The 21,019-nt window shown below is 35.0% G+C and carries 13 protein-coding genes, 4 tRNA genes and 6 pseudogenes; 11 read left to right on the top strand and 12 right to left on the bottom strand.

What is annotated here, in order from left to right; translation table 11 throughout:
* Nucleotides 1-124: 124 nt before the first annotated feature.
* The 6 genes from metK to pheS form a co-directional block, all read right to left on the bottom strand.
* Nucleotides 125-1,297, bottom strand: coding sequence for a methionine adenosyltransferase (gene metK, locus ACQH1X_RS01590; RefSeq protein ID WP_265034320.1), 1,173 nt, complete (start codon nucleotides 1,295-1,297; stop codon nucleotides 125-127).
* A gap of 64 nt (nucleotides 1,298-1,361) precedes the next feature.
* Nucleotides 1,362-1,438, bottom strand: a tRNA-Ile gene (locus ACQH1X_RS01585).
* A gap of 9 nt (nucleotides 1,439-1,447) precedes the next feature.
* On the bottom strand, nucleotides 1,448-1,717 hold the full coding sequence (gene rpmA, locus ACQH1X_RS01580) for a 50S ribosomal protein L27 (RefSeq protein WP_010082252.1): 270 nt from the start codon (nucleotides 1,715-1,717) through the stop codon (nucleotides 1,448-1,450).
* Between the two features lie 10 nt (nucleotides 1,718-1,727).
* Nucleotides 1,728-2,030 (bottom strand): 50S ribosomal protein L21, encoded by a 303-nt coding sequence (rplU, locus tag ACQH1X_RS01575; RefSeq protein WP_182366585.1) that lies wholly within the window; start codon nucleotides 2,028-2,030, stop codon nucleotides 1,728-1,730.
* 212 nt (nucleotides 2,031-2,242) lie between these two features.
* A complete protein-coding gene (glmU, locus tag ACQH1X_RS01570) occupies nucleotides 2,243-3,535 on the bottom strand; it encodes a bifunctional UDP-N-acetylglucosamine diphosphorylase/glucosamine-1-phosphate N-acetyltransferase GlmU (protein ID WP_425386363.1) in 1,293 nt (430 codons plus the stop codon).
* Nucleotides 3,536-4,579, bottom strand: coding sequence for a phenylalanine--tRNA ligase subunit alpha (pheS, locus tag ACQH1X_RS01565; RefSeq protein WP_425386362.1), 1,044 nt, complete (start codon nucleotides 4,577-4,579; stop codon nucleotides 3,536-3,538).
* 145 nt (nucleotides 4,580-4,724) lie between these two features.
* On the opposite strand from pheS, the gene ACQH1X_RS01560 reads away from it, so the two are divergent.
* Nucleotides 4,725-6,437 (top strand): hypothetical protein, encoded by a 1,713-nt coding sequence (locus ACQH1X_RS01560; RefSeq protein ID WP_425386361.1) that lies wholly within the window; start codon nucleotides 4,725-4,727, stop codon nucleotides 6,435-6,437.
* Between the two features lie 155 nt (nucleotides 6,438-6,592).
* Nucleotides 6,593-8,026, top strand: a pseudogene (locus ACQH1X_RS01555) (IS4 family transposase).
* A 526-nt stretch (nucleotides 8,027-8,552) separates the two neighbouring features.
* Here the strand turns inward: ACQH1X_RS01555 and ACQH1X_RS01550 are convergent.
* Nucleotides 8,553-8,629: transfer RNA gene (locus tag ACQH1X_RS01550), tRNA-Met, on the bottom strand.
* A gap of 236 nt (nucleotides 8,630-8,865) precedes the next feature.
* Between ACQH1X_RS01550 and ACQH1X_RS01545 the strand changes: the two genes are divergently transcribed.
* From ACQH1X_RS01545 to ACQH1X_RS01525, 5 genes and pseudogenes are all read left to right on the top strand, one after another.
* On the top strand, nucleotides 8,866-9,243 hold the full coding sequence (locus tag ACQH1X_RS01545; RefSeq protein ID WP_425386360.1) for a hypothetical protein: 378 nt from the start codon (nucleotides 8,866-8,868) through the stop codon (nucleotides 9,241-9,243).
* Nucleotides 9,244-9,247: 4 nt separating this feature from the next.
* Nucleotides 9,248-10,867, top strand: a pseudogene (locus ACQH1X_RS01540) (ComEC/Rec2 family competence protein); the annotation flags it as partial.
* 61 nt (nucleotides 10,868-10,928) lie between these two features.
* A complete protein-coding gene (locus tag ACQH1X_RS01535; protein ID WP_265025942.1) occupies nucleotides 10,929-11,207 on the top strand; it encodes a hypothetical protein in 279 nt (92 codons plus the stop codon).
* A 196-nt stretch (nucleotides 11,208-11,403) separates the two neighbouring features.
* Nucleotides 11,404-12,161, top strand: a pseudogene (locus tag ACQH1X_RS01530) (IS5 family transposase).
* Between the two features lie 48 nt (nucleotides 12,162-12,209).
* Nucleotides 12,210-12,866 (top strand): annotated as a pseudogene (locus ACQH1X_RS01525) (Rpn family recombination-promoting nuclease/putative transposase); the annotation flags it as partial.
* 247 nt (nucleotides 12,867-13,113) lie between these two features.
* On the opposite strand, the pseudogene ACQH1X_RS01520 reads toward ACQH1X_RS01525, so the two are convergent.
* Nucleotides 13,114-13,865 (bottom strand): annotated as a pseudogene (locus ACQH1X_RS01520) (IS5 family transposase).
* Between the two features lie 228 nt (nucleotides 13,866-14,093).
* Between ACQH1X_RS01520 and ACQH1X_RS01515 the strand changes: the two are divergent.
* On the top strand, nucleotides 14,094-15,293 hold the full coding sequence (locus tag ACQH1X_RS01515) for a ribonuclease D (protein WP_425386637.1): 1,200 nt from the start codon (nucleotides 14,094-14,096) through the stop codon (nucleotides 15,291-15,293).
* Here ACQH1X_RS01515 and coaE read toward each other — a convergent pair.
* Nucleotides 15,276-15,863 carry a dephospho-CoA kinase gene (gene coaE, locus ACQH1X_RS01510; protein ID WP_425386359.1) on the bottom strand — a complete coding sequence of 196 codons (588 nt, stop codon included), beginning with the start codon at nucleotides 15,861-15,863 and terminating at the stop codon, nucleotides 15,276-15,278. The two genes, ACQH1X_RS01515 and coaE, sit on opposite strands and share 18 nt — an antisense overlap.
* Before the next feature lie 232 nt (nucleotides 15,864-16,095).
* A pseudogene (locus ACQH1X_RS01505) lies at nucleotides 16,096-16,339 on the bottom strand (IS5 family transposase); the annotation flags it as partial.
* A 290-nt stretch (nucleotides 16,340-16,629) separates the two neighbouring features.
* On the opposite strand from ACQH1X_RS01505, the gene thrS reads away from it, so the two are divergent.
* Nucleotides 16,630-18,531: a threonine--tRNA ligase gene (gene thrS, locus ACQH1X_RS01500; protein ID WP_425386358.1), complete on the top strand. Its 1,902-nt coding sequence runs from the start codon at nucleotides 16,630-16,632 to the stop codon at nucleotides 18,529-18,531.
* 12 nt (nucleotides 18,532-18,543) lie between these two features.
* Nucleotides 18,544-19,062: a translation initiation factor IF-3 gene (infC, locus tag ACQH1X_RS01495; protein ID WP_265026521.1), complete on the top strand. Its 519-nt coding sequence runs from the start codon at nucleotides 18,544-18,546 to the stop codon at nucleotides 19,060-19,062.
* A gap of 28 nt (nucleotides 19,063-19,090) precedes the next feature.
* Here the strand turns inward: infC and nuoF are convergent, their stop codons facing one another.
* On the bottom strand, nucleotides 19,091-20,344 hold the full coding sequence (gene nuoF, locus ACQH1X_RS01490; RefSeq protein ID WP_425386357.1) for an NADH-quinone oxidoreductase subunit NuoF: 1,254 nt from the start codon (nucleotides 20,342-20,344) through the stop codon (nucleotides 19,091-19,093).
* A gap of 18 nt (nucleotides 20,345-20,362) precedes the next feature.
* Nucleotides 20,363-20,435: transfer RNA gene (locus ACQH1X_RS01485), tRNA-Lys, on the bottom strand.
* Between the two features lie 348 nt (nucleotides 20,436-20,783).
* Here ACQH1X_RS01485 and ACQH1X_RS01480 point away from each other — a divergent pair.
* Nucleotides 20,784-20,859, top strand: a tRNA-Ala gene (locus ACQH1X_RS01480).
* The last annotated feature ends 160 nt before the right edge of the window (nucleotides 20,860-21,019 follow it).

The raw sequence follows: 21,019 nt of genomic DNA, 5'->3' as shown, positions 1-21,019 counted from the left end.
GCATGAGCCTCACAATAAAAACTGAATATAATAATTATCACTAATATAGTATAATTATTATGAAAAAGCAATTATACTTTAACAATAAGCTAATATATAAATGTGGGGCTGTAAATCAAAAATTTCAGCAACCTAAAGAAATTTTACTATTACCTTCTATATTGAATTCTCTACAAAGATCAGCAGACAAGTTCATGCTTTCCCAAGAAAATCCACCGTCATTTTCTGACTCTTTACCAAAATGTCCATAACAGGCTGTACGTTTATATATAGGATGATTAAGCGATAAATGCTTGATTATACCTTTTGTTGATAAATCCACACTATTCTCAATAAACTTTTTAATCTTTTTTTCATCTATCGTATTTGTACTAAATGTGTCAATATAGAATGAAGTAGGTTGTGATATACCAATTGCATAAGAAAGCTGCACAAGACAACGTTTAGCCAAACCTGCAAAGACAATATTTTTAGCAAGGTATCTTGCCATATAAGCTGCAGATCTATCAACTTTGGTTGCATCTTTTCCGGAAAACGCTCCTCCACCGTGTGGAATATAACCTCCATAAGTATCAACCATAATTTTCCGTCCGGTTAATCCACAATCACCAACCGGCCCACCAATAACAAATCTACCTGTTGGATTGACTAAGAGATTTTCCTCATGACACATCCATCCTTCAGGTAAAGATGAAACTATGTAAGGGTAAATTATTTCTTTTACTTTTGATTGATCCAAATCCTCAGGGTGCTGTATTGAGACAATAATACTTTCAGCACGTACCGGGAGGTTATTCTCATATGCCAAAGTGATTTGTGACTTTGCATCCGGACCAAGTTTTGCTTCTTTAACTGCGCTCATGATATTTTTCAGAATCGAGTGCGCATAAAAAATGGGAGCCGGCATAAGGTTTTCTGTCTCTGTTGTTGCATAGCCATACATTATGCCCTGATCTCCAGCACCTTGATCCAACCCTATTGCAATGTCATTTGATTGCTCATGTAATAATATATTTACCTTCACTTTTCTCCAGTGGAAACCATCATGCTCATAACCAATATCTTTTATTGTATTCCGTACAATACTTTCAATCCTGCTATTTTTGATGTTAGGTCCGAATACTTCCCCAGCTATAATAACGTTATCTTTGGTGACTAAAGTCTCTATTGCAGCTCGCGCAAAAGGATCAGTGAAAAGGTATTCATCAAGTATTGCATCTGAAATTTGATCTGCTACTTTATCTGGATGACCAGCCGCCACTGATTCACTGGTTACTAAATTTTTATATGAACTCATGCTTTAGGTTTCTGCTTATATAATACCAAAACTGCTATAAAAAACACAGTTAGTAATCATTAAATGGTGGGTCTGGGAAGAGTTGAACCTCCGACCTCACGCTTATCAGGCGTGCGCTCTAACCACCTGAGCTACAGACCCATGATTTATTCAAGCTGAAGCTTTCATATTATCTGTAGGCAAGATATCAATAAAAGTCTTTTTATTTGCTGACCTTCTAAAGCTGACCCAGCCTTCTATTTTAGCAAAAATCGTATGATCTTTACCTATACCAACATTCTTTCCAGGATGGAATTTTGTGCCTCTTTGGCGCACAATTATGTTACCAGGAATAACCTTCCCATTCTTCTTTATTCCTAACCTACGACCTGCTGAATCTCTACCATTACAGGAACTACCACCTGATTTTTTAGTTGCCATATTTTACCTCTTACTTTTGAAGATTAATTTCATTGATACGAAGAACAGTTATATACTGCCTATGACCAGTTTTCCTACGGTAATTTTTTCTTCTTTTCTTCTTAAAGATTATAATTTTTTCTCCTCTACACTGCTCCAATACTTCAGCTTTAACAGTAGCATTAGATGAATAAGATAAGCCATTATTTGAAATACAAATCACCTTATTGATTTCCACCTCTTTTTTTTCTTCAGCTTCTAACTTCTCTACCTTTATTATACTGCCTTCTTTTACTAAATATTGCTTTCCACCAGTCTCAATTACTGCAAACATGATAAATATAAATTATTGTTATTAACTTTAATCGTAAACGATGTCATATATACTGTCAATATAAATAAAAAGCACGACTTAACGTTCTTTTTGAGCTACTAAAATACTTTTAAGTAAACTCGAGAACAGGGTTTGCATTATGCTCTAAAAGTAATTCTACAAGCTCTTGCAACAGTTCTGTTATTAGGAAGATCTGCTATAATTACAGCGAATTACTTTATTTTCTTAATCACTTGTTTTTCTCTTGCTATTGCAAGGCTTTTCTCTGGCACGTTCTTAACTATAACACTGCCCGCTGCAATTATAGAGTCATCATAAACATTGAGCGGTGCAATGAGTGAGCTATTGGCGCCAACAAAGCAATTGCTCCCTATATTCGTTTCATATTTATTTTTCCCATCATAATTACAAACAATAGTGCCTGCTCCTATATTACTCCCCTGCCCTACTTTAGTATTTCCTATATAACTTAAGTGTTTTATTCTAGTGTTTTGACCAACTTCACTTGTTTTCACTTCCACAAAATTTCCTATTTTTGCCTTATTACCAATTGTTGTGTTTCCGCGTATTCTGGTAAATGGACCGACCTCAGCATTACTTTTAATTAAGCAGTTTTCTAAATGCAAAAATGGCAGTATTTTCGCACCAGACTCTATTTTCACTCCAGGACCAAAAAAAACGTATGGGTAAATCACTGAATCTCTGGCAATTTGCGTATCAAGAGAAAAGAAAACAGTCTCTGGCGCAACAAGCGTTACTCCGGCGTCGGTAAAAATTTTTCTTTTATTTTCTTGAAAGTAAAATTCAGCTTTTATAAGGTCATTTCTGTTATTTATTCCCGTTGCTTCTTCTCCACCCGTAATAACGTAACCGACATTTAAATTACTCTTCACTGCAATGGAAACTATATCGGTCAAATAATATTCATGAGTTGAGCTATTGCACTCTATTTTCTCCACCAATTCACGTAAATTCTTTGCATATGCAACCATTATTCCAGCATTGGCAAGAAACTCTTCATGATTATTTTGATCACTCTTTGCTTCTACGATTTCTCTTAAGGAACCATTCTCAATGATTAACCTACCATATTCTTTATTGCTTGCCCTAAAACCTAGGCAAACTAGAGCCTTGCCTTCTAAATAACTAATCATTTTAGTTATTGTGCTGCTTTTTATGAGCGGAGTATCTCCATACTGCACAACAACTATGTTCGAGTCTGGCAATTCTTTCAGGTTTCTCATCGCAGTTTTGACTGCATCTCCCGTGCCGAGTGTTAATTCTTGTGTAATTAACTGTATATCCTCAAAGCACTTTAGTCTTTCAATTAAAGGCAGATCAACTACAACAGCAATATTTTCAGGATTTAACTGTTTTGCATTGTAAATGACATGCTGAAGCATGGAAAAATTGCCTATTTCGTGCAGAACCTTAGGCAAATCTGAATTCATCCGCCTGCCATACCCGGCAGCAAGTATGATGAAAGTATGAGCTTTATTTATCACTTATCTTAAAGATGAAAAATGAAAACCATAATGATCAAGCCAACTGATTTTGTTATCGTAAAAGCTTCTTAGGTCGCTGATTTGATATTTTAGCATCGCAAGCCTTTCTATACCAATGCCAAACGCAAAACCATTGTATTTAGTGCAGTTTATTCCAACATTTTGAAAGACATTTGGATGCACCATACCACATCCAAGCACTTCTATCCATTTACTACCTTTATAACTTATGTCCACTTCCGCAGAGGGTTCAGTAAAAGGGAAAAAACTATTACGAAAACGTATCTTCAGCCCTTTATCTCCAAAAAACTTATTAAGGAAGTGATGAGTAGTAAATTTTAACTGGCCCATATTGACGTTTTCATCGACATATAACCCTTCTATCTGGTGAAACATAGGAGTATGAGTTGCATCAAAGTCATTTCTGTATACTCTACCTGCGGCTACTATTTTAATTGGGAAATTTTTTGTTTTTTCCATGGTTCTAATCTGCACAGATGAGGTGTGAGTGCGCAGTACCATTCTTTTATCGTTTATTTTATTCTTTAAGTAGAAGGTATCTTGCTCCTCTCGCGCAGGATGATGACTTGGAGTATTCAGTGCATCAAATACATGAAATTCATCTTCAATGTCAGGGCCATCAACTGCTTTAAAACCCATATGTGCAAAAATAAGCTTTACTTCATTTATAACTTTACTGAGTGGATGGATCTTGCCAATTTTTTCTGGTCTAACGGGCAACGTAATATCAACTGCCTCGTTCTGCAATTTAAAGTTAACTTCTTCTGTTTTTAGTACATTTTCCCTATTCATGATAAGATGATCTATCTTATCACGTAAAGCGTTAATAACTGCGCCTAAATCACGCTTTTTCTCTGCATTTTCTATCTTTTTTAAGTTATCAAAATAAGCTCTAACTACACCCTTTTTTCCCAAATATAATAGCCTAACTTTTTCTAAATCTTGCAAAGAAGAAGCATTCTCAATTTCGGAAACTGCTTTATCTTCAAGTGAAAGTATGTCATCTAATAACTCTTTATTCATCTTAAAATGCTGGCTTAAACTTTCATTATAGTGAAATTTTAAATATCATCAACAATCCGAAAAATTGCCCTATTCTGATTATTAATTTATTGACCAATTAATCTTTTTTATTTACCTTTGTGTTGATGAATTTGCTGTATCAACTATGTACAACAGTAACACTGAAACTAAGAATAAGTATAAAATAGAGGATTTACCTAAGCTCTTTAAGGAAAAATCCAAAAACATAAGTAAAGCATTTTCTAGCGAAACAATTAAGATCAGTACTATTCGCTCGAGAAGTATTGAAAGCAATATACAAAAATTTTCATTTGAGCTAACAGCAACAGATAAAGACACCTTTAATATAAGATTATTTAGAATAAACCCTTTAATTGATTTTTTCAAAATCTGCCTTCCTCAGGAAAAAAATTTTACAGTCAACATGAAAGTGCCGAAAGAAAGCAGTGAATTATATAATCACTACCGTAAAACTAACAGTTATAAAACTGTAGAAGAATTCATAAATAATGCTCCATCTCAAATTCTCTTACAAGGAATAACAATAACACTACAAACAGATGCTAAAAACATTAATCTGGATAATTTGCACCAAATTGGGTCATTTTTAAACGAAAAGTCAAAACATGCAGAAAAAAATGAAAATCAAGACAAAAAAGAACAGAGTGAGACTAACCAAAAAAACGCACAAAATAGACAAATCGTACCAGTTACAGGCCTGTTTGGCTATAATTTAACAAGTAGTAAAAAGCAAGTGATGCGGGTTCCAATAGTTGTTGCTGCAATGCGTGACAATTTTTTTTGGTTTGGATCTTCTTTTCGGCTACCCAATTTTTTTAATACAATACAATTCTTCTTTCAACAGCCACCAAAACTGTCCATACGAAAACAGAGGGCTTTGACTTACCACCCAACACTTCAAGAGGCAAAACAGGACAAGGTAACACAAAAAGATGGAATCGATGAAAGAAGAATAGAAGGCGTCACAACGCTTATTTCTGATTTCGGTCAAACTACTTCGCACACAGAGTATTTTAAAGCTAATAGAAAAAAATCGAAAAAGCAATCTCAAGAACTACCAGAAGAAGAAAAACAATCTACCATAAAACAAGTACGAAATGATGCTAGAGTAGCTATGATAGATAACCAAATTGAGCACAGGGGGAAAAAACTCGATGAAATATTTATTGAAGTGATAAGTGGATACAAAAATCAAGATCCAGAAACATTTTGCAATATTTTCAGCTCAGTATTCAATATTGTTTACTTTCAAGATAAACAATTACATGCAATATTAGAGCCAGGCGAAATATCAGAAGTATTACAGATACTCGAAAGGCCACAACCTCTTAGTAACTCACTTTTAGGTAAAGAATATTTACAAAAACAAGTATATAGAAAAAAAGAGCAATTGCTCAAATTAGTTTCAGGTGTTTATATACAACAACCTTCTCCACAACATGAAAATACTCCTCATAAATCTACAAACCCTTTACCAATTAAAGATCTTTCACCAGCAACAAATGAAGCTAAAACTCTACCACCTACTAACATTACACTCAAATCATCATTAAAAACTGTATTTTCCTCAAAAAAGGCTTATTTTTGTCTATTTATAATAATAGCATCTGCATCAACACTTTGCTTATGGCATTTTCCGTTAGGAAAAGTGTCAATGTTAAAAGGATTAGTGCCACCAGAAAAAAGAGAAAGTATTGGGTTAGCATTGAACATAGGACTACCAATATTAATCGCGCTGTGTATTTTGAATTTAGCTCGCTTTATATATTCTGAATATTCTATAGAATCTGTTAAGCAAGTAAGTGAAAACGATCCCCTTTCTCACGCCTATAGCTAGTGCAGGCTCAGTTTTTCTACGTCATACCGCCGCGGTATCTCTAGATCCCGCTAACAACTTACTATTACCCATAAATCTAAAAATGGAGAAAAAGCTGCTATTTTACTAATTCAACTTTCTATTATAAATAGATCTATGGTCTAAAAATGGAATATATGATGAAAAGAAATATAAATACCTCAACTGGCGAATGGGCAGAAAGTGAATTTGGAATTGTTAATTTTGGTGATATAAGATTAAGTAAGAGGCTTTTAAAAATAGTTAATAGTTTTGCTGAATCGCCTGAGCGTTCAATAAATCAAGCTTGTGAAGATTGGCATCAAAGTAAAGCAGCTTATAGATTTTTCCAAAACGATGCCATTTCTGAAAGAAAGATATTAGACAGTCATATAATTAAAACTGTTGAAAGAGCTAAAAACTATCTTAGCTATCCAAGACACGAGTTATATTTCATATAAAAATCATAAAAAGACCGAAGGATTAGGGATTATAGCAGCAAGATTAACATCTAAAACAACTAACTTTAAAACCCATGATGCATACAACGTTTGCAGTTACAACAGAAGGGCTACCTATAGGATTATTAGATCAAAAAATTAGTACTAGACCTCCTTTGGCTGAAGACCTAAAAGAGTTGAAAAGAAGAAGCCATAATACTGCTATTCCGATAGAAGAGAAAGAAAGCATACGGTGGATAGCATCACTTAAAGATTCTACTCACCATCCTGGATTAAAGAACGTTAAGGTAGTTACCGTTTGCGATAGAGAAGCAGATATTTATGATTTATTTGAAGTCGCTTCCACTAATCAATCTCTTTTTGTAGTAAGAGGAAATCAAAACAGAACAGTAAATAAGAAGTCGACTTATTCTGAAAAAGGTGGTGAAAGGTTGTGGGATTTAATGAATCGCATGTCTTGTCAAGGAGAAATTCAAGTCTGCTCGCAATGATAAACCTCAAAGAACAACAGTTTTAGAAGTAAAGTTTAGTAACTTTGTGATGAATGCATCAAAAAATAATGCTAGACGTAAAACCCAAAAACTTCCTAATTTAAGTTTAAATGCTGTCTATGCTATAGAAAAACACCCCCCATTTGGCGAAGAACCTATGAACTGGATTTTGTTGACAAATATAAATATTAATAATTTTGAAGAAGCAGTAGAAAAAATACAATGGTATTGCTTAAGATGGAGAATAGAGGTTTTTCATAAAATTTTAAAATCCGGTCTTAAAGTTGAAGAATGTAGGCTCCAAACAGCAGATAGATTAATCCGCTTTCTTACAATTATGAGTATAATTGCATGGAGAATATTTTTTATCACACTAGTAGCTAGAACAAATCCAAATCTTTCTTGCACTGTCATACTGACTGATGACGAATGGAAGGTTTTGTATACCAAAATGCTTAAGACAAAAGACTATCCTGAAATCCCACCACCTATAAGAGAAATCGTGAGGTGGATAGCCAAATTAGGAGGGTTTTTAGCTCGCAAAAATGACTTAGCTATAGCTTTGTGGAAGGGATGGAAACGTCTCTTTGATTTAGCAGAAGGATGGAGACTCGCTCATGAATTTTATACTTGTGGGTAATAGTAAGCGCTAACAAGCAGCGGGATGACGGTTGTCGTTTAGCCATAAATATTAAGAAATTTACCGAATAAAAAAAAGGCAAAAGAAGCCCCGATTAATATCTATTTAAAAACATTGGCGTTTTTTTATATTTTAACCGTCTAATAACCGCGATTCAGCTGCTTTTTAATGCAACTAACCTTTAGTCATAAATGTTTAAGAAATTTACTAAGCAGAAAAAAAGGCAAAAGATATCCCGTGTTAGCTAGTTGTCACTCTCTAATCCTGCAAATTGGCGTTCTATACTGTCTTAAACGCTTTATAAGCGCGTTTCAGCTTATATAGGTAAAAACCTAGAAATGTTGTGAAGACATAAGGTGCTCATAGTGCAAAAAATTAAAAATAAGACGCCAATTACGTAATACTGTTGTCGTTTAATCTGCACAGATTGAAGATAACTGAATACCTTCAGTTTCATGATAAGGGAACTGGGGGAATTTGTCAAGTAGTTTCTACCTGAAACCACAATATTCGTACAGTTGGAAAATGGTTGCGGGAGTAGGATTTGAACCTACGACCTTCAGGTTATGAGCCTGACGAGCTACCGAGCTGCTCCATCCCGCGTCGTTGCTTATTTAGTTATTATATATACAATAATAGAAAATAAAAGAATAAAATTGCGTCACAGTCACATATCGGTATGTTTGTTAACTTTCTTTGACATAATAGTTAGTTATATACGTCATAACCTACACAATGAAAAATATAACTTGATACTATGGTTTCCTGTGTGTCAGTGTGTAGGAATTTTAACCTATTTTTCCCTAAGTTTTGAACCAAGCTGCATATCTATTTTTCTTTTGCTTTTACCCACACTAATTCTGATTGCAATATTGTATAAAAGGTACGCGATATTATGTATCGCTTTAATTGCAGTGCTCATAGGGTTTACAGCTAGTAAATTAAGAACAGCTTTAGTTGATACTCAAATTCTTAATAAAGAGAGATATGTAAAAGATATCGTTGCTACAGTGAAAGATATTAATGACAGGGGCTCATATAAACAATTTCTGCTTTCTGTTGAAAAATCCCCTACTATCTCAAAATCCTTTCCTATCATCCCAGTGCCCTCTTCTGTCATCCCAGTGCCCCCTTTTGTCATCCCAGTACTTGATACTGGGATCCAGAAAAAAAAAGATATGGATTCCAGCGTCACGTGCTGGAATGACACCGGATAGAGCTCTAGATAACATCAGAATATCAGTTAGAACCAAAGTGGAAAAAGGCATTAAAATAGGCGATCAAGTAAAATTATCAGCAAAACTCTTCCCTCTAAAGATTGCGCCCTCGGAGCATGCATATGATTTTGCAAGAATAGCATATTACCAGAAAATAAGTGCAACAGGTTTTGCAACAAGCAAAATAGCTTTGCACAAAAAGGCTGAAGCAAGGAAATTTCTAGAGTATATAGAATCTTTCCGTCAATATATTTATGAAAACCTGCAGCAAAATATCAAAAAACCACATGCGGATATAATCTCTGCATTACTGATCGGTAAAAAGGACGGGATAGATCAAAAAACTATGGACGCGATACGAGATTCAGATATAGCACATTTATTTGCTATATCTGGTTTGCATTTATCATTCGTTGCTGGTCTGTTTTTTGTAGTGTTTCGTAATTTATTCGCAATATCTGAAACTTTGACTCTTAAGTATAACACCAAGAAAATATCTGCATTCCTTACTATCTTGCCAACCACGTTTTATTTGTTGATTACCGGTATGCAAATTTCTGCTCAGCGTGCCTACATCATGGTGATTTTAGTACTCGTTGCAATAATGATAGAGAGAAAATATCGAGGGTTAATAGCAATTGCGTTTGCTGCTTCAGTGATACTCTCAGTAGAACCAGAAGCAATTTTAAAGCCAGGCTTTCAGATGTCATTTTCTGCGGTTTTGGCACTGGTTGCCAGTTATCAAATTAATGCTAATAAATTGTTCAAAATAAAAATAATGAAATATTTTGTATCGATAATGATCAGCTCAGTAATAGCAAGTTTAGCAACTGTTCCGTACACGATATACAATTTTAATTATTTTTCAATTAGTGGCATTATCACAAATTTAGTTGCTATACCAATAGTTACATTAATTATTATTCCACTTGGAATAATTTATGTCTTATTGATTCCTTTAGGTATTGAATGGATTATAGCGCCATTTATAGAGCGCCCAATTGACAGTATTTTGTATATAACAAACGCTATCGCTAGTCTTCAGTATTTGGTTATTCCCATTCGCACTTTTCCTGCCTTATCAATTATTATAATAACATTTGGGTTATTATGGCTGTGCTTGTGGGAAAGAAATTGGCGCTTCTTCGGAATTTTCTTTATTGTGCTGGGTATTTTCTCTAGTGCTATGTATAGAACTCCTGATATCTTGATAAGTGCTGATAATGTTGCTGCAAAGGAGAGTGACAACTTACTATATTCTCTCACCAGAAAAAATAGGAACTTTGTTGTCAAAACATGGGCAAAGCAAAATGGGCAGAACCAAATTTTGAATCATAAAAAATACAATAACTCAGATAAAAGGCTAAAATGTAACGATTATGGCTGCATATATAATAAAGGAAATAATAAGTCAGTGTTGCTAGCTTATAAAAAAGAAGATATTCTAGAAAATTGTGATAAAGTTGACTTAATAATTCAATTAAGTGAATTCGACTATTCAGTTTATAATACTAAAACTATCAAATATGCCGATTTAGAAACACATGCAATTTGGTTAACAAATCGTTACATAAAGATTAATAAAGTGCGCTCCAATAGGCCTTGGCACATGTTGAAAAATTAAGAAACTTGATTTTAAGGTTTGGTTAATGTATACTTAAATAAATTTAAACTAGAAAAATGTTATGGTTACAGACACTAAAGATCCTTTCAAAGACTATTTTGATTTTTTAGGATTTAGAAAACTTTCTGACCAGCCCAGTAGAATTTTGAGCTCTATAAGAAAGTATTCTGGTACTATATCGATAGCAAGTACCATTGCTACTCTTATAGCATTTACTGCCTTTTCTATTCAGCCTGTTATAGTGGCCCTACCCAGATGGTATGAATTAGGTATTGCTTGGTTGGAAGCAAGAGAAGATAATCACTTCTCAGAGTGGATAGGGTCAATCCAAAATATTTAAGGTTAACCATGCAAGTATCGATGATGAGAAAATAAGGGAACTGGGATCAAGCAAAACAACTGCGTCAATTAGTGCAGGGTATGCCATCTAAGGATTCTTGCGATCCAAATTATCGACGTCTTTGGTATGTTAGAACCTGTTTAAAATCTCAAAGAGATGAGCTAAAGTAGGAACAGGTAAATAATGAGGTGTATAAATGAGTCAAAGGTATCCAAGCGACATAAGTCGTGAGCAATTTGAAAAAATCAAACCAATTTTAGAAAGTAGGAAAAAGAAAACGAGACCAAGATTAATTGATATATACAAAGTATTTTGTGGAGTGTTATACGTGCTAAAAAGTGGTTGTCAGTGGAGAATGTTGCCAAAAGAGTTTCCAAGGTGGGAAAACATATATTACTATTTTCAAATGTGGAGTAAAAAGAAAGGAAAGGAGCCAAGCTTGTTGGTTAAAAAAAATTGGTTGCGACAAAACAGTGGTCGGAAAGAGAAAACCAGTTTCTGCATAATTGATGCTCAAAGCGTCAAAAACGCAGATACTGCTGAAAGAAAGGGCTATGATGCAGGTAAAAAGATTTCAGGGTCATATCGCAGTTGATACACAACACATGCAATTCATATAACAACGGCAGAAGCAACTGATCGTAGCAGTGCTGTGAAAATGGTGGAAAATGCTAAAGAAAACCTCTCTGAAGTCAAAAATATACTCGTTGATGCTGGCTATACAGGAGAAAATTTTGCAACACAAATAAAAGCAACTATTGGTGCAACTGTTGAGGCAGTAAAACGAAGCGAATTACATACCTTTGCTGTATTGCCAAAAAGATGGGTTGTCGAGCGGTCTTTTGCTTGGTTGGAAAAATGTAGACGGTTATGGAAAATTGCGAGCGTAAACTCAACACAAGTTTACAAATGGTTGTTCTTTCCTTCATTTCTCTTCTATTGAGGAGATTTTAAACAGGTTCTAAGGGAGGGGATAGTAGTAATACTGTCTCCTTACCTAACCAAGTTGCTAAAACTAAAGGATTTGAAAAACGTGCTCAATACTATGCTGCTAAAGCTTACTCAAGGCAAGCTGATAAAGGTGACCAGTATCATAACCTTAAGGAAATTATCTTCATTGCTATAGCAGATTGTGTACTGTTTCCTAATAAATCTGAGTACAAATCAAAGCATACTATTCGAGATGAAGACACTAATGAGCATGATCTAAAAGATTTCTATTTTATATTTATTGAGTTGCCAAAATTTCCAAAGAATAAGGAAGATCAGTTGGAAAATATAGTTAAAAAATGGGTTTATTTTTTTCGATATGCAGATGAGACTAGTGAAGAAGAGCTGGAAAAAATAATAGGTAGTGATGTAATAATTAAAAAGGCCTATGAAGAGCTAAATAGATTTAACTGGTCAGAAAAAGAATTTATTGCCTATGAACAGAAAATAAAACGTATTCTTGATGAACAGGCTGTCCTTGCTCAAAAGCTTGATGATGCTACTGAAAAAGGCATCAAAATTGGTAAAGAGAAAGGTAGGAAAGAAGGGAGAGAGGAAGGCAAAATTGAAGTCGCAAAAGCAATGCTGGCTAATAATGTTGATGTCAACACTATTGTTAAGTTTACTGGACTTTCCATTAAAGAAATTGCAGAATTAAGGTCAAGTTAAGAAGAAGTAGCATTAGAAAGGACTATTTTAAAATTAAACAATAAAGTTAGTGGGTTTTCTAAAAAAATTGTTTTGCTCTACTTTCCTAAAAAATAAATGTAACAAATAAGATGTCTATTTTAAGCATTGCTTATTTGCCAATATTCCCTTAACTTGACGCTTATGCACAGTCCACGGTATCACTCCAGTGCGTGACACTTGTATCTAGTTCTTATTATACAACCACCTAGGCTCTGTGGACAAAATTTTAGAGAAGCCATACAAGAGCCCCGACAAAATTTAGAAAACCCATAAAAACCTCAGCCGTTTTATCGAATCTGGAAAAAATACGCCTAAAGTTCTTAATTTTACCGAAAAACACTCAATTAAATGACGCTCTTTATAAATGTGTTTATCGTAACCCCTCTGCACTTTTCGATTACGCTTCGGAGGAATAACTGCTGTACATCCCTTGCTTTCAAGACTCGTAACAAAAGCATTGCTGTCATAGCCTTTATCAGCCACTACAGTGGTATTATAGACACTTTCAGTTAATGTTGCTGCTTGTGTAATCTCATTTCTTTGACCAGGGGTCAGAGTAAATTTAAGTGGATTTCCAAGTGCATCGACAAGCGCATGTATTTTAGTTGTAAAGCCACCTTTGCTCCTCCCTAAAGCTTCTTGATCCTTGGAGTTTTTTGTATATCCAGATGAACATGGATGGGCTCGGATGATCGTACCGTCGATTATAGCAACTTCTAAATCAGGCTCTTGTTTAGTATATTCAAGCAATTTTTCCCAGACATCTCTTCCACACCATCTTTTAAATCGCTTATGTATACTCCTGTAATTACCATAAGTTTTTGGTAAAAGTCTCCATTGGCAACCACTTCGGACTATGTACCACACTGCCTCTATGAATATTCTTAAACGTTTTTCATCTTTGCTATGCATTCCTTTTACGCTTTTTATGAACTCTAAAATTTGTTTCCAATTTTCCTCTTTGATGTAATATTGCATATGGTAGTTTCTCCATTTTTTACCTATTAAGCTAAACTACCATCTTTTTCTCTCTTTTCATATTTTTTGTCCACAGAGCCTAGTGTACTCGTTTCTAATTGAGTTTTCTGGATCCAAGTAGTCACGCTACTTGGATGACACCAATGAGTGATAGAAAGTTTTGCAAGAAGTCACTAATTGCAAAAATTTAATGTAAGTGGTAAAGTAGAACCACTGAATAAAAAACATATGTTAATTAATACAACGTCGGAGCTGGAGGACATATGTGAGGGGTTGATAGCAGAAAAGCCGAAATTTATAGCAGTTGACACGGAGTTCATTAGAAATAATTTAATCTACTACCCAAAATTATCGTTAATTCAAATTTCTTGCGGAGAGAAGAGTTTTATTGTAGACGCATTAGTGCCAGAAATTGATTTATCATTCATTAAGAAAATAATGCTAAATCAGGGGATAACCAAAGTGTTTCATAGCTGCCGGCAGGATATAGAATCCTTACTCACTGTGTTTAAATGTATTCCCACTCCCATTTTTGATACCCAAGTTGCCGCTATGTTTTGTCATTATTATCATGACTTTATTGGTTACTCAAAAGTAGTGGAGCAATATCAAGGAATAGCACTGGATAAAATTAAAGCTAAAAATTCAGACTGGTTAAGAAGGCCGTTATCCGAGGATCAGTTAGATTATGCAGTAAACGACGTGATACACCTATATGACCTATACCAAATATTGTGCGATAAACTTGAAGAAAATAATAGGATGGGTTGGTTTCAAGAAGAGATGGAATCAATAGTTGATATAAATAAGTATCTACATAATCCAAAAGATGCATGGAAGAGGATTAAATTTAATTATGAAGTAAATCCAAGATTGATACTAACTGTTAAAGCAGTTAGTGAGTGGCAAGAGACCTTAGCACAGCGCTATAATATGAATCGTAATAAAGTAATTAATAATGCTGTAATAGCTGGTTTTATTGAAAATAATGTAGAGCATGTTGATGAGATTTTAGATGATCTCAAGAGGAATGCAAAAAATATAAGAGATGCAGATTTACTAGAGTTTGTGAATATTTTTAATGAAAATGAGAGAAATTGGATGCAGCAAAACAACACCTTCCCGAATAATTATGACAAATCTGTATTCGATATACTCTCAATTATTTTAGATAGTAAATGTAAAGAAAGTAACATATCAAGGAAATTAGTTTCTTCAAAAGATGAGTTAACTGGGTCAATATCTAGGCAGACAGATAAACTATTCAAGGGGTGGAGATATGATTTTTTTGGCAGGTCAGTTGAATCATTTTTGAACACAAGCTCAAAATTTGAGATTTTAGCAGTGAAATCCGCAAATAATACAACTAAAATTCGGAGTAATTTGGTGGAAGCAAATTGTGAATTGAAATCAACTGCTGAGATTTAACGAGTCCACTATATCTTTTACTTGAGAAAAAACATACTCTTTGCTTACACTGGTATCGATAATAAAGTCACTCATCTTCCTTTTCTCCTCAATAGATAACTGAACATTGGAGATTAAATTTAGCTTTTCTTTATTTATGTTGCGTTCGTTAAGTCTTTGAGCTTGCACAACGCTATCTGCATGGACGAAAACAATAAGGTTGCAATATAAATAAAATTTTGTTTCTAATAGAAGTGGCACATCTAAAACTAAAAGTTTTCTATCGATCTTTATTTCCTTAGCAATAAAAAGTTCTAGTTCATTTCGCACAACGGCATGAACCAAAGATTGAAATTGTTTCCAATTTTCATCGTAGGCTAAGAAATATTTAGACAGTACTGTTCTATCTATTTCACCATTTACTACCACTCCAGGAAAATTTTTTTCTGCATAGCTTATTATGCTTTTATCCACTTTATAAAGTTGGTGTACAACAGAATCAGCATCAAATACAGCAGCACCAAACTCTTGAAAGCAATTAGCTACAAAGCTCTTTCCTACACCAATTCCGCCTGTTAGACCTATGATCATATAGCAAAATACATCAGACTCTTTTCGAAACTATAGCTAAGGTTTCTCTATATATATTAACTAGATTTTCTAGATCCCAGTGGGCTTTGTTGCATAGCAACTGAAAAAATCTGGTGGCTACTGACAAAATTCATTATAAAATAGCCATTTAACCTTTGAAGAAAAAATATGCCACAGAAAATGAAAGTCAGTAACCAAAACGAATATAACAAATTCCTTGAAAAAAGGGGAAATTTTTTCCTATTTGTTCAATGTATCCCTCTAAAAATCCCACTCAAACCTATTCTGAATAGATGGGTTGTTATATGTATCAAAATCACCACTTTATCACTATAAATATAGTTGCCGCCCTGCATTTTTGGCCCAATTTCATACCAATTTTCGATAGCTTCATCGATGTAACGAAAAATATTTCCCCTTTTTTCAAGGAATTTGTTATATTCGTTTTGGTTACTGACTTTCATTTTCTGTGGCATATTTTTTCTTCAAAGGTTAAATGGCTATTTTATAATGAATTTTGTCAGTAGCCACCAGATTTTTTCAGTTGCTATGCAACAAAGCCCACTGGGATCTAGGTGTAAAAGTATTTGCAAATTATGCAATGGACAGCTGACTCTAGGGGTATATGTCAAAACAATGTTCGTAAGCTGGATTCCAGTGTCACGCACTGGAATGACATCAATCGTTAACGTCTTACATTTATTCTATTGCCTTATGGAACATTTGAACAATCACGCTTGGATTTGGATGACAAAAGGTCTGATGAATGATTAAAGTTACTTTTTCAACCGAACAAAAAGTAAAAGAATACAGTGGTAAAGTCACTGGCTTTGATATATTACAACCGGATGCTTTGAAAGAAGTAGTTGCATTGAAAGTAAATGGTGAGTTATATGATCTCTCACGTGAAATTGAATCTGATACAGAGATAGAGGTGATACAACTGAGTGACGAAGCGGGTTTAGATATAATAAGGCATGATGCTGCTCATATAATGGCGCAGGCAGTGAAAGAGCTATTTCCTAATACTCAGATTACTATCGGCCCAACAATTCAGGACGGTTTTTACTATGATTTTGCTACAGATCGTACCTTCACTACGGATGATCTTGCTGCAATAGAAAAGAAAATGAAAGAGATTGTAAAAAGTAATCACAGATTTGTTCGAGAGGTTTGGACTCGCAAGCAGGCAGTTGATTTCTTTAGTGGTATAGGCGAAAAATATAAGGTTGAAATTATATCCTCTATATCAGAGAGTGAAAACCTAACTGTTTATAGACAAGGCGATTTTGTAGACCTATGCCGTGGTCCGCACTCACCATCAACCGGCAGAGTTAAAGCGTTTAAACTTATGAAAGTAGCGGGTGCATACTGGCGAGGTGATGCAAAGGGCCCAATGTTGCAGCGAATATATGGCACAGCATGGAGAAATAAGGATGAATTAAACGCTTATCTTGAGTGTCTCAAAGAAGCAGAGAAACGTGATCACCGCAAAATTGCCAAGGATATGGATTTATTTCACATCCAAGAGGAAGCTGTCGGGCAGGTTTTTTGGCATGAACAAGGATATATTTTATATAATGTTCTCGAGTCTTACATCAGAAAGAAGTTAATAAATAATGGCTATTTTGAGGTAAAAACCCCTATTTTAGTAGGCAAAGAGCTGTGGGGAAAATCTGGACATTGGGATAAGTTTCGTGAAAATATGTTTACTGTTGACGAGTCTGAAAGTAAAAAGCTAGCAATAAAACCCATGAATTGCCCCTGTCATGTGCAGATTTTTAATTCTCACACCAGAAGCTATCGTGATTTACCGATACGTATGGCAGAGTTTGGCATATGCCATAGAAATGAAAGCTCAGGCTCATTGCATGGACTGATGCGAGTGCGTGGTTTTACGCAAGACGATGCACACATTTTTTGTATGGAAGAACAAGTGAATTCTGAGACTATAAAGTTTTGTGACCTTTTAAAAGAAGTATATTCAGAGCTTGGATTTAATGAAATTTCTGTGAAATTTTCAGACCGTCCAGATATTAGAGCAGGTAATGATGAAGTGTGGGATAGAGCTGAAAAAGCGCTGCTTGAAGCCGTTCAAGAAGCGGGCTTGAGTTATAAACTTAACCCTGGTGAAGGTGCATTTTATGGTCCAAAGTTAGAGTTCGTTTTGAAAGACGCAATAGGCAGAAATTGGCAATGTGGAACATTACAAGTTGATTTCATTTTACCAGAACGTCTGGGAGCTTTTTATATAGGGGCAGATGGACACAAGCATCACCCTGTCATGTTACATAGGGCAATTCTTGGGACTTTTGAGCGTTTTATTGGAATTTTGATAGAAAATTATGCAGGAAAATTTCCAGTTTGGCTTGCTCCAACGCAACTTGCTATTCTGACCATTACAAATGAGGCTGACAGTTACGCCACAGAAATCAGCAATGTCTTAAAAAAACAAGGTGTGAGAGTCAAGACTGATTTGACCAATGAAAAAATTAGTTATAAGATACGTTTGCATAGTTCAAACAAGGTTCCTATATTATGGATTATAGGCAAAAATGAAGTTACAAGTAAAACTGTGTCAGTGAGAAATTTAGGATCAGAAAGACAGGAGTCTTTTTCTTTGGAAAAGGCTACTGAATCGCTGTTAAAAAGTATTAATTTGAATTAAGGGAGTTAAAGTTTGCAAGTTAAAAAGAACAATAAAAACAGAATTAATGGATTCATCACAGCTAAGGAGGTACGCTTAGTTGATCATAGTGGTGAAATGGTCGGAATCGTGCCAATAGAACGAGCTTTGGAATTTGCACAGGGTGTTGGTTTAGACTTGGTAGAAATTGCACCTGATTCAACTCCTCCAGTATGTAAAGTTCTGGATTATAGCAAACAAAAGTATGATATAAAAAAGAAGGCAAGTGAAGCAAAAAAGAAACAAAAAACATTAACTATAAAAGAGATTAAACTGGGCCCCAATATTGGTGATCACGATTACGAAACAAAATTGCGTCAAGCAAGAGACTTACTTGCCCACGGACATAAAATCAAAGTTACAATGAGATTTAAGGGCAGAGAGCTTATAAACACTGAAGTCGGACTGGAAAAATTAGAACGGCTAATTAGAGACACTGAAGATATTGCAAAGGTAGAATTGGCACCTAAAAGGGAAGGGAATCAATATTTTTTAGCTCTGGTTGCTAAGTAGCAAAACGGCTTAAGAAGTATAAGTAGAGTTAAACTATCGCTCTCTCTTTGATAACATGGCGAAAATGTCTTATTAATCCTTGAATCGGCCAAGCTGCAGCATCACCAAGCGCGCAAATTGTATGTCCTTCTATTTGAGTTGTAAGGTCAAGCAGCTTATCTATTTCATCAGGCTTAATATCTCCTGCCACCATCCTCTTCATAATCCTCCACATCCATCCAGTACCTTCACGGCATGGTGTGCATTGTCCACAGGACTCATGCATGTAAAAGTGTGATAACCTCTCTATTGCAGCTATTATATCAGTTGATTTATCCATCACTATTACAGCAGCAGTACCAAGCCCTGATTGTGCGGTTCTTAATGAATCAAAATCCATTTCAATAGTATCGCATATAGATTTTGGAATTAATGGCACTGAAGACCCACCAGGTATTACAGCAAGTAAATTATCCCAACCCCCTCGCACTCCACCTGCGTATTTTTCAATCAATTCACGTAGTGGAACTCCGAGCTCTTCTTCAACATTACACGGGTTGTTTACGTGTCCTGAAATACAAAAGACCTTGGTACCAGTATTATTTGGTTTACCAAGAGATGCAAACCATTCTCCTCCGCGATTCAGAATATCTGGAACCATGGCTATAGTTTCAACGTTGTTTATTGTGGTTGGGCAGCCAAAAAGTCCAACACCTGCGGGAAATGGAGGTTTCATGCGAGGAAAGCCCTTTTTTCCTTCAATTGATTCGAGTTGAGCTGTTTCTTCCCCACATATGTAAGCTCCTGCACCCCTATGGATAAACACATCAAGATCATAACCTGATTTGCAGGCATTTTTTCCAATTAAGTTTTCTTTATAGGCTTCCTCAAGTGCTTTTTTTAGAACTAAATATTCATTATAAAATTCACCCCTGATATAAATATACGCAACTGATGCGCTGATCGCTTTGCCGGCTAGGAGAATTCCCTCAAGTAACTTATGTGGCTCATATCGCAATATATCTCTATCTTTACATGTACCAGGTTCTGACTCATCTGCATTGACTACTAAATATGCTTTTGGGAGATTTTTGGGCATAAAGCTCCACTTAAGGCCGGTGGAAAATCCTGCACCTCCTCGACCTCTCAAACCAGATTTCTTTACTTCATCAATGATCTTTTCTGATCCTAAATCTAGTAACTCCTTTGTTTTTTGCCAGCTACCACGTTTTTTTGCATCCTCAAGTAGTGGAGTTTCTTTACCATTTAAGTTTGTAAATATTTTGTCCTGTTCCTTCAGCATGCTTTTTAAGATTCTAAGTGATCCCGACGCGATTCGAACGCGTGACCCACTGATTAAAAGTCAGTTGCTCTACCGGCTGAGCTACGGGATCATTTCATTTTTTAGCTATACTAAACAGTAATATAGTTTTTATCCGTTTTAATCAAACTAAAATTTTCATGTGTGGTTAAATAAATTATATAATATACTGCGTTAGTGATAATTTAGTTCAAAAATCTATGGATAATTAAAAAAAATTTCCAAAGGAAAACTTCTTGTTAATTTTCGGTTCACAGATTTATTTGGCAAAGCTTATAGTGTGATGTACAAATCTGAAAAGACAAAAAGATAGAGAATTGTACATAACTGCAGAATTTGTGCACTATTTAGCAATAGCCTAACAGATAAATATTTCTTGCATTTCAGCCTGAGTGATTTATGCTTTAAGCAAGAATTACCTGGGGGTATAGCTCAGCTGGTAGAGCATCTGTTTTGCACGCAGAAGGTCAGCGGTTCGATCCCGCTTGCCTCCACCAATATAGGTTCTAGCATATCATAAAGTCAGCTTATTTTAGCTCATGAGTATTTTATACTAGTTCCCTAAAAAATCCCTATTTCTTTTCGTAACTTTTCTCTACACAAGTAATGTTTGTTATTATAATTCTGATATATACTAACTTAACAATAAATTAATCA

It is taken from the genome of Wolbachia endosymbiont (group A) of Barypeithes pellucidus (assembly GCF_964030885.1).
In the GTDB taxonomy this organism is placed as follows: domain Bacteria; phylum Pseudomonadota; class Alphaproteobacteria; order Rickettsiales; family Anaplasmataceae; genus Wolbachia.
This window is presented reverse-complemented; position numbering and strand designations above follow the sequence as displayed.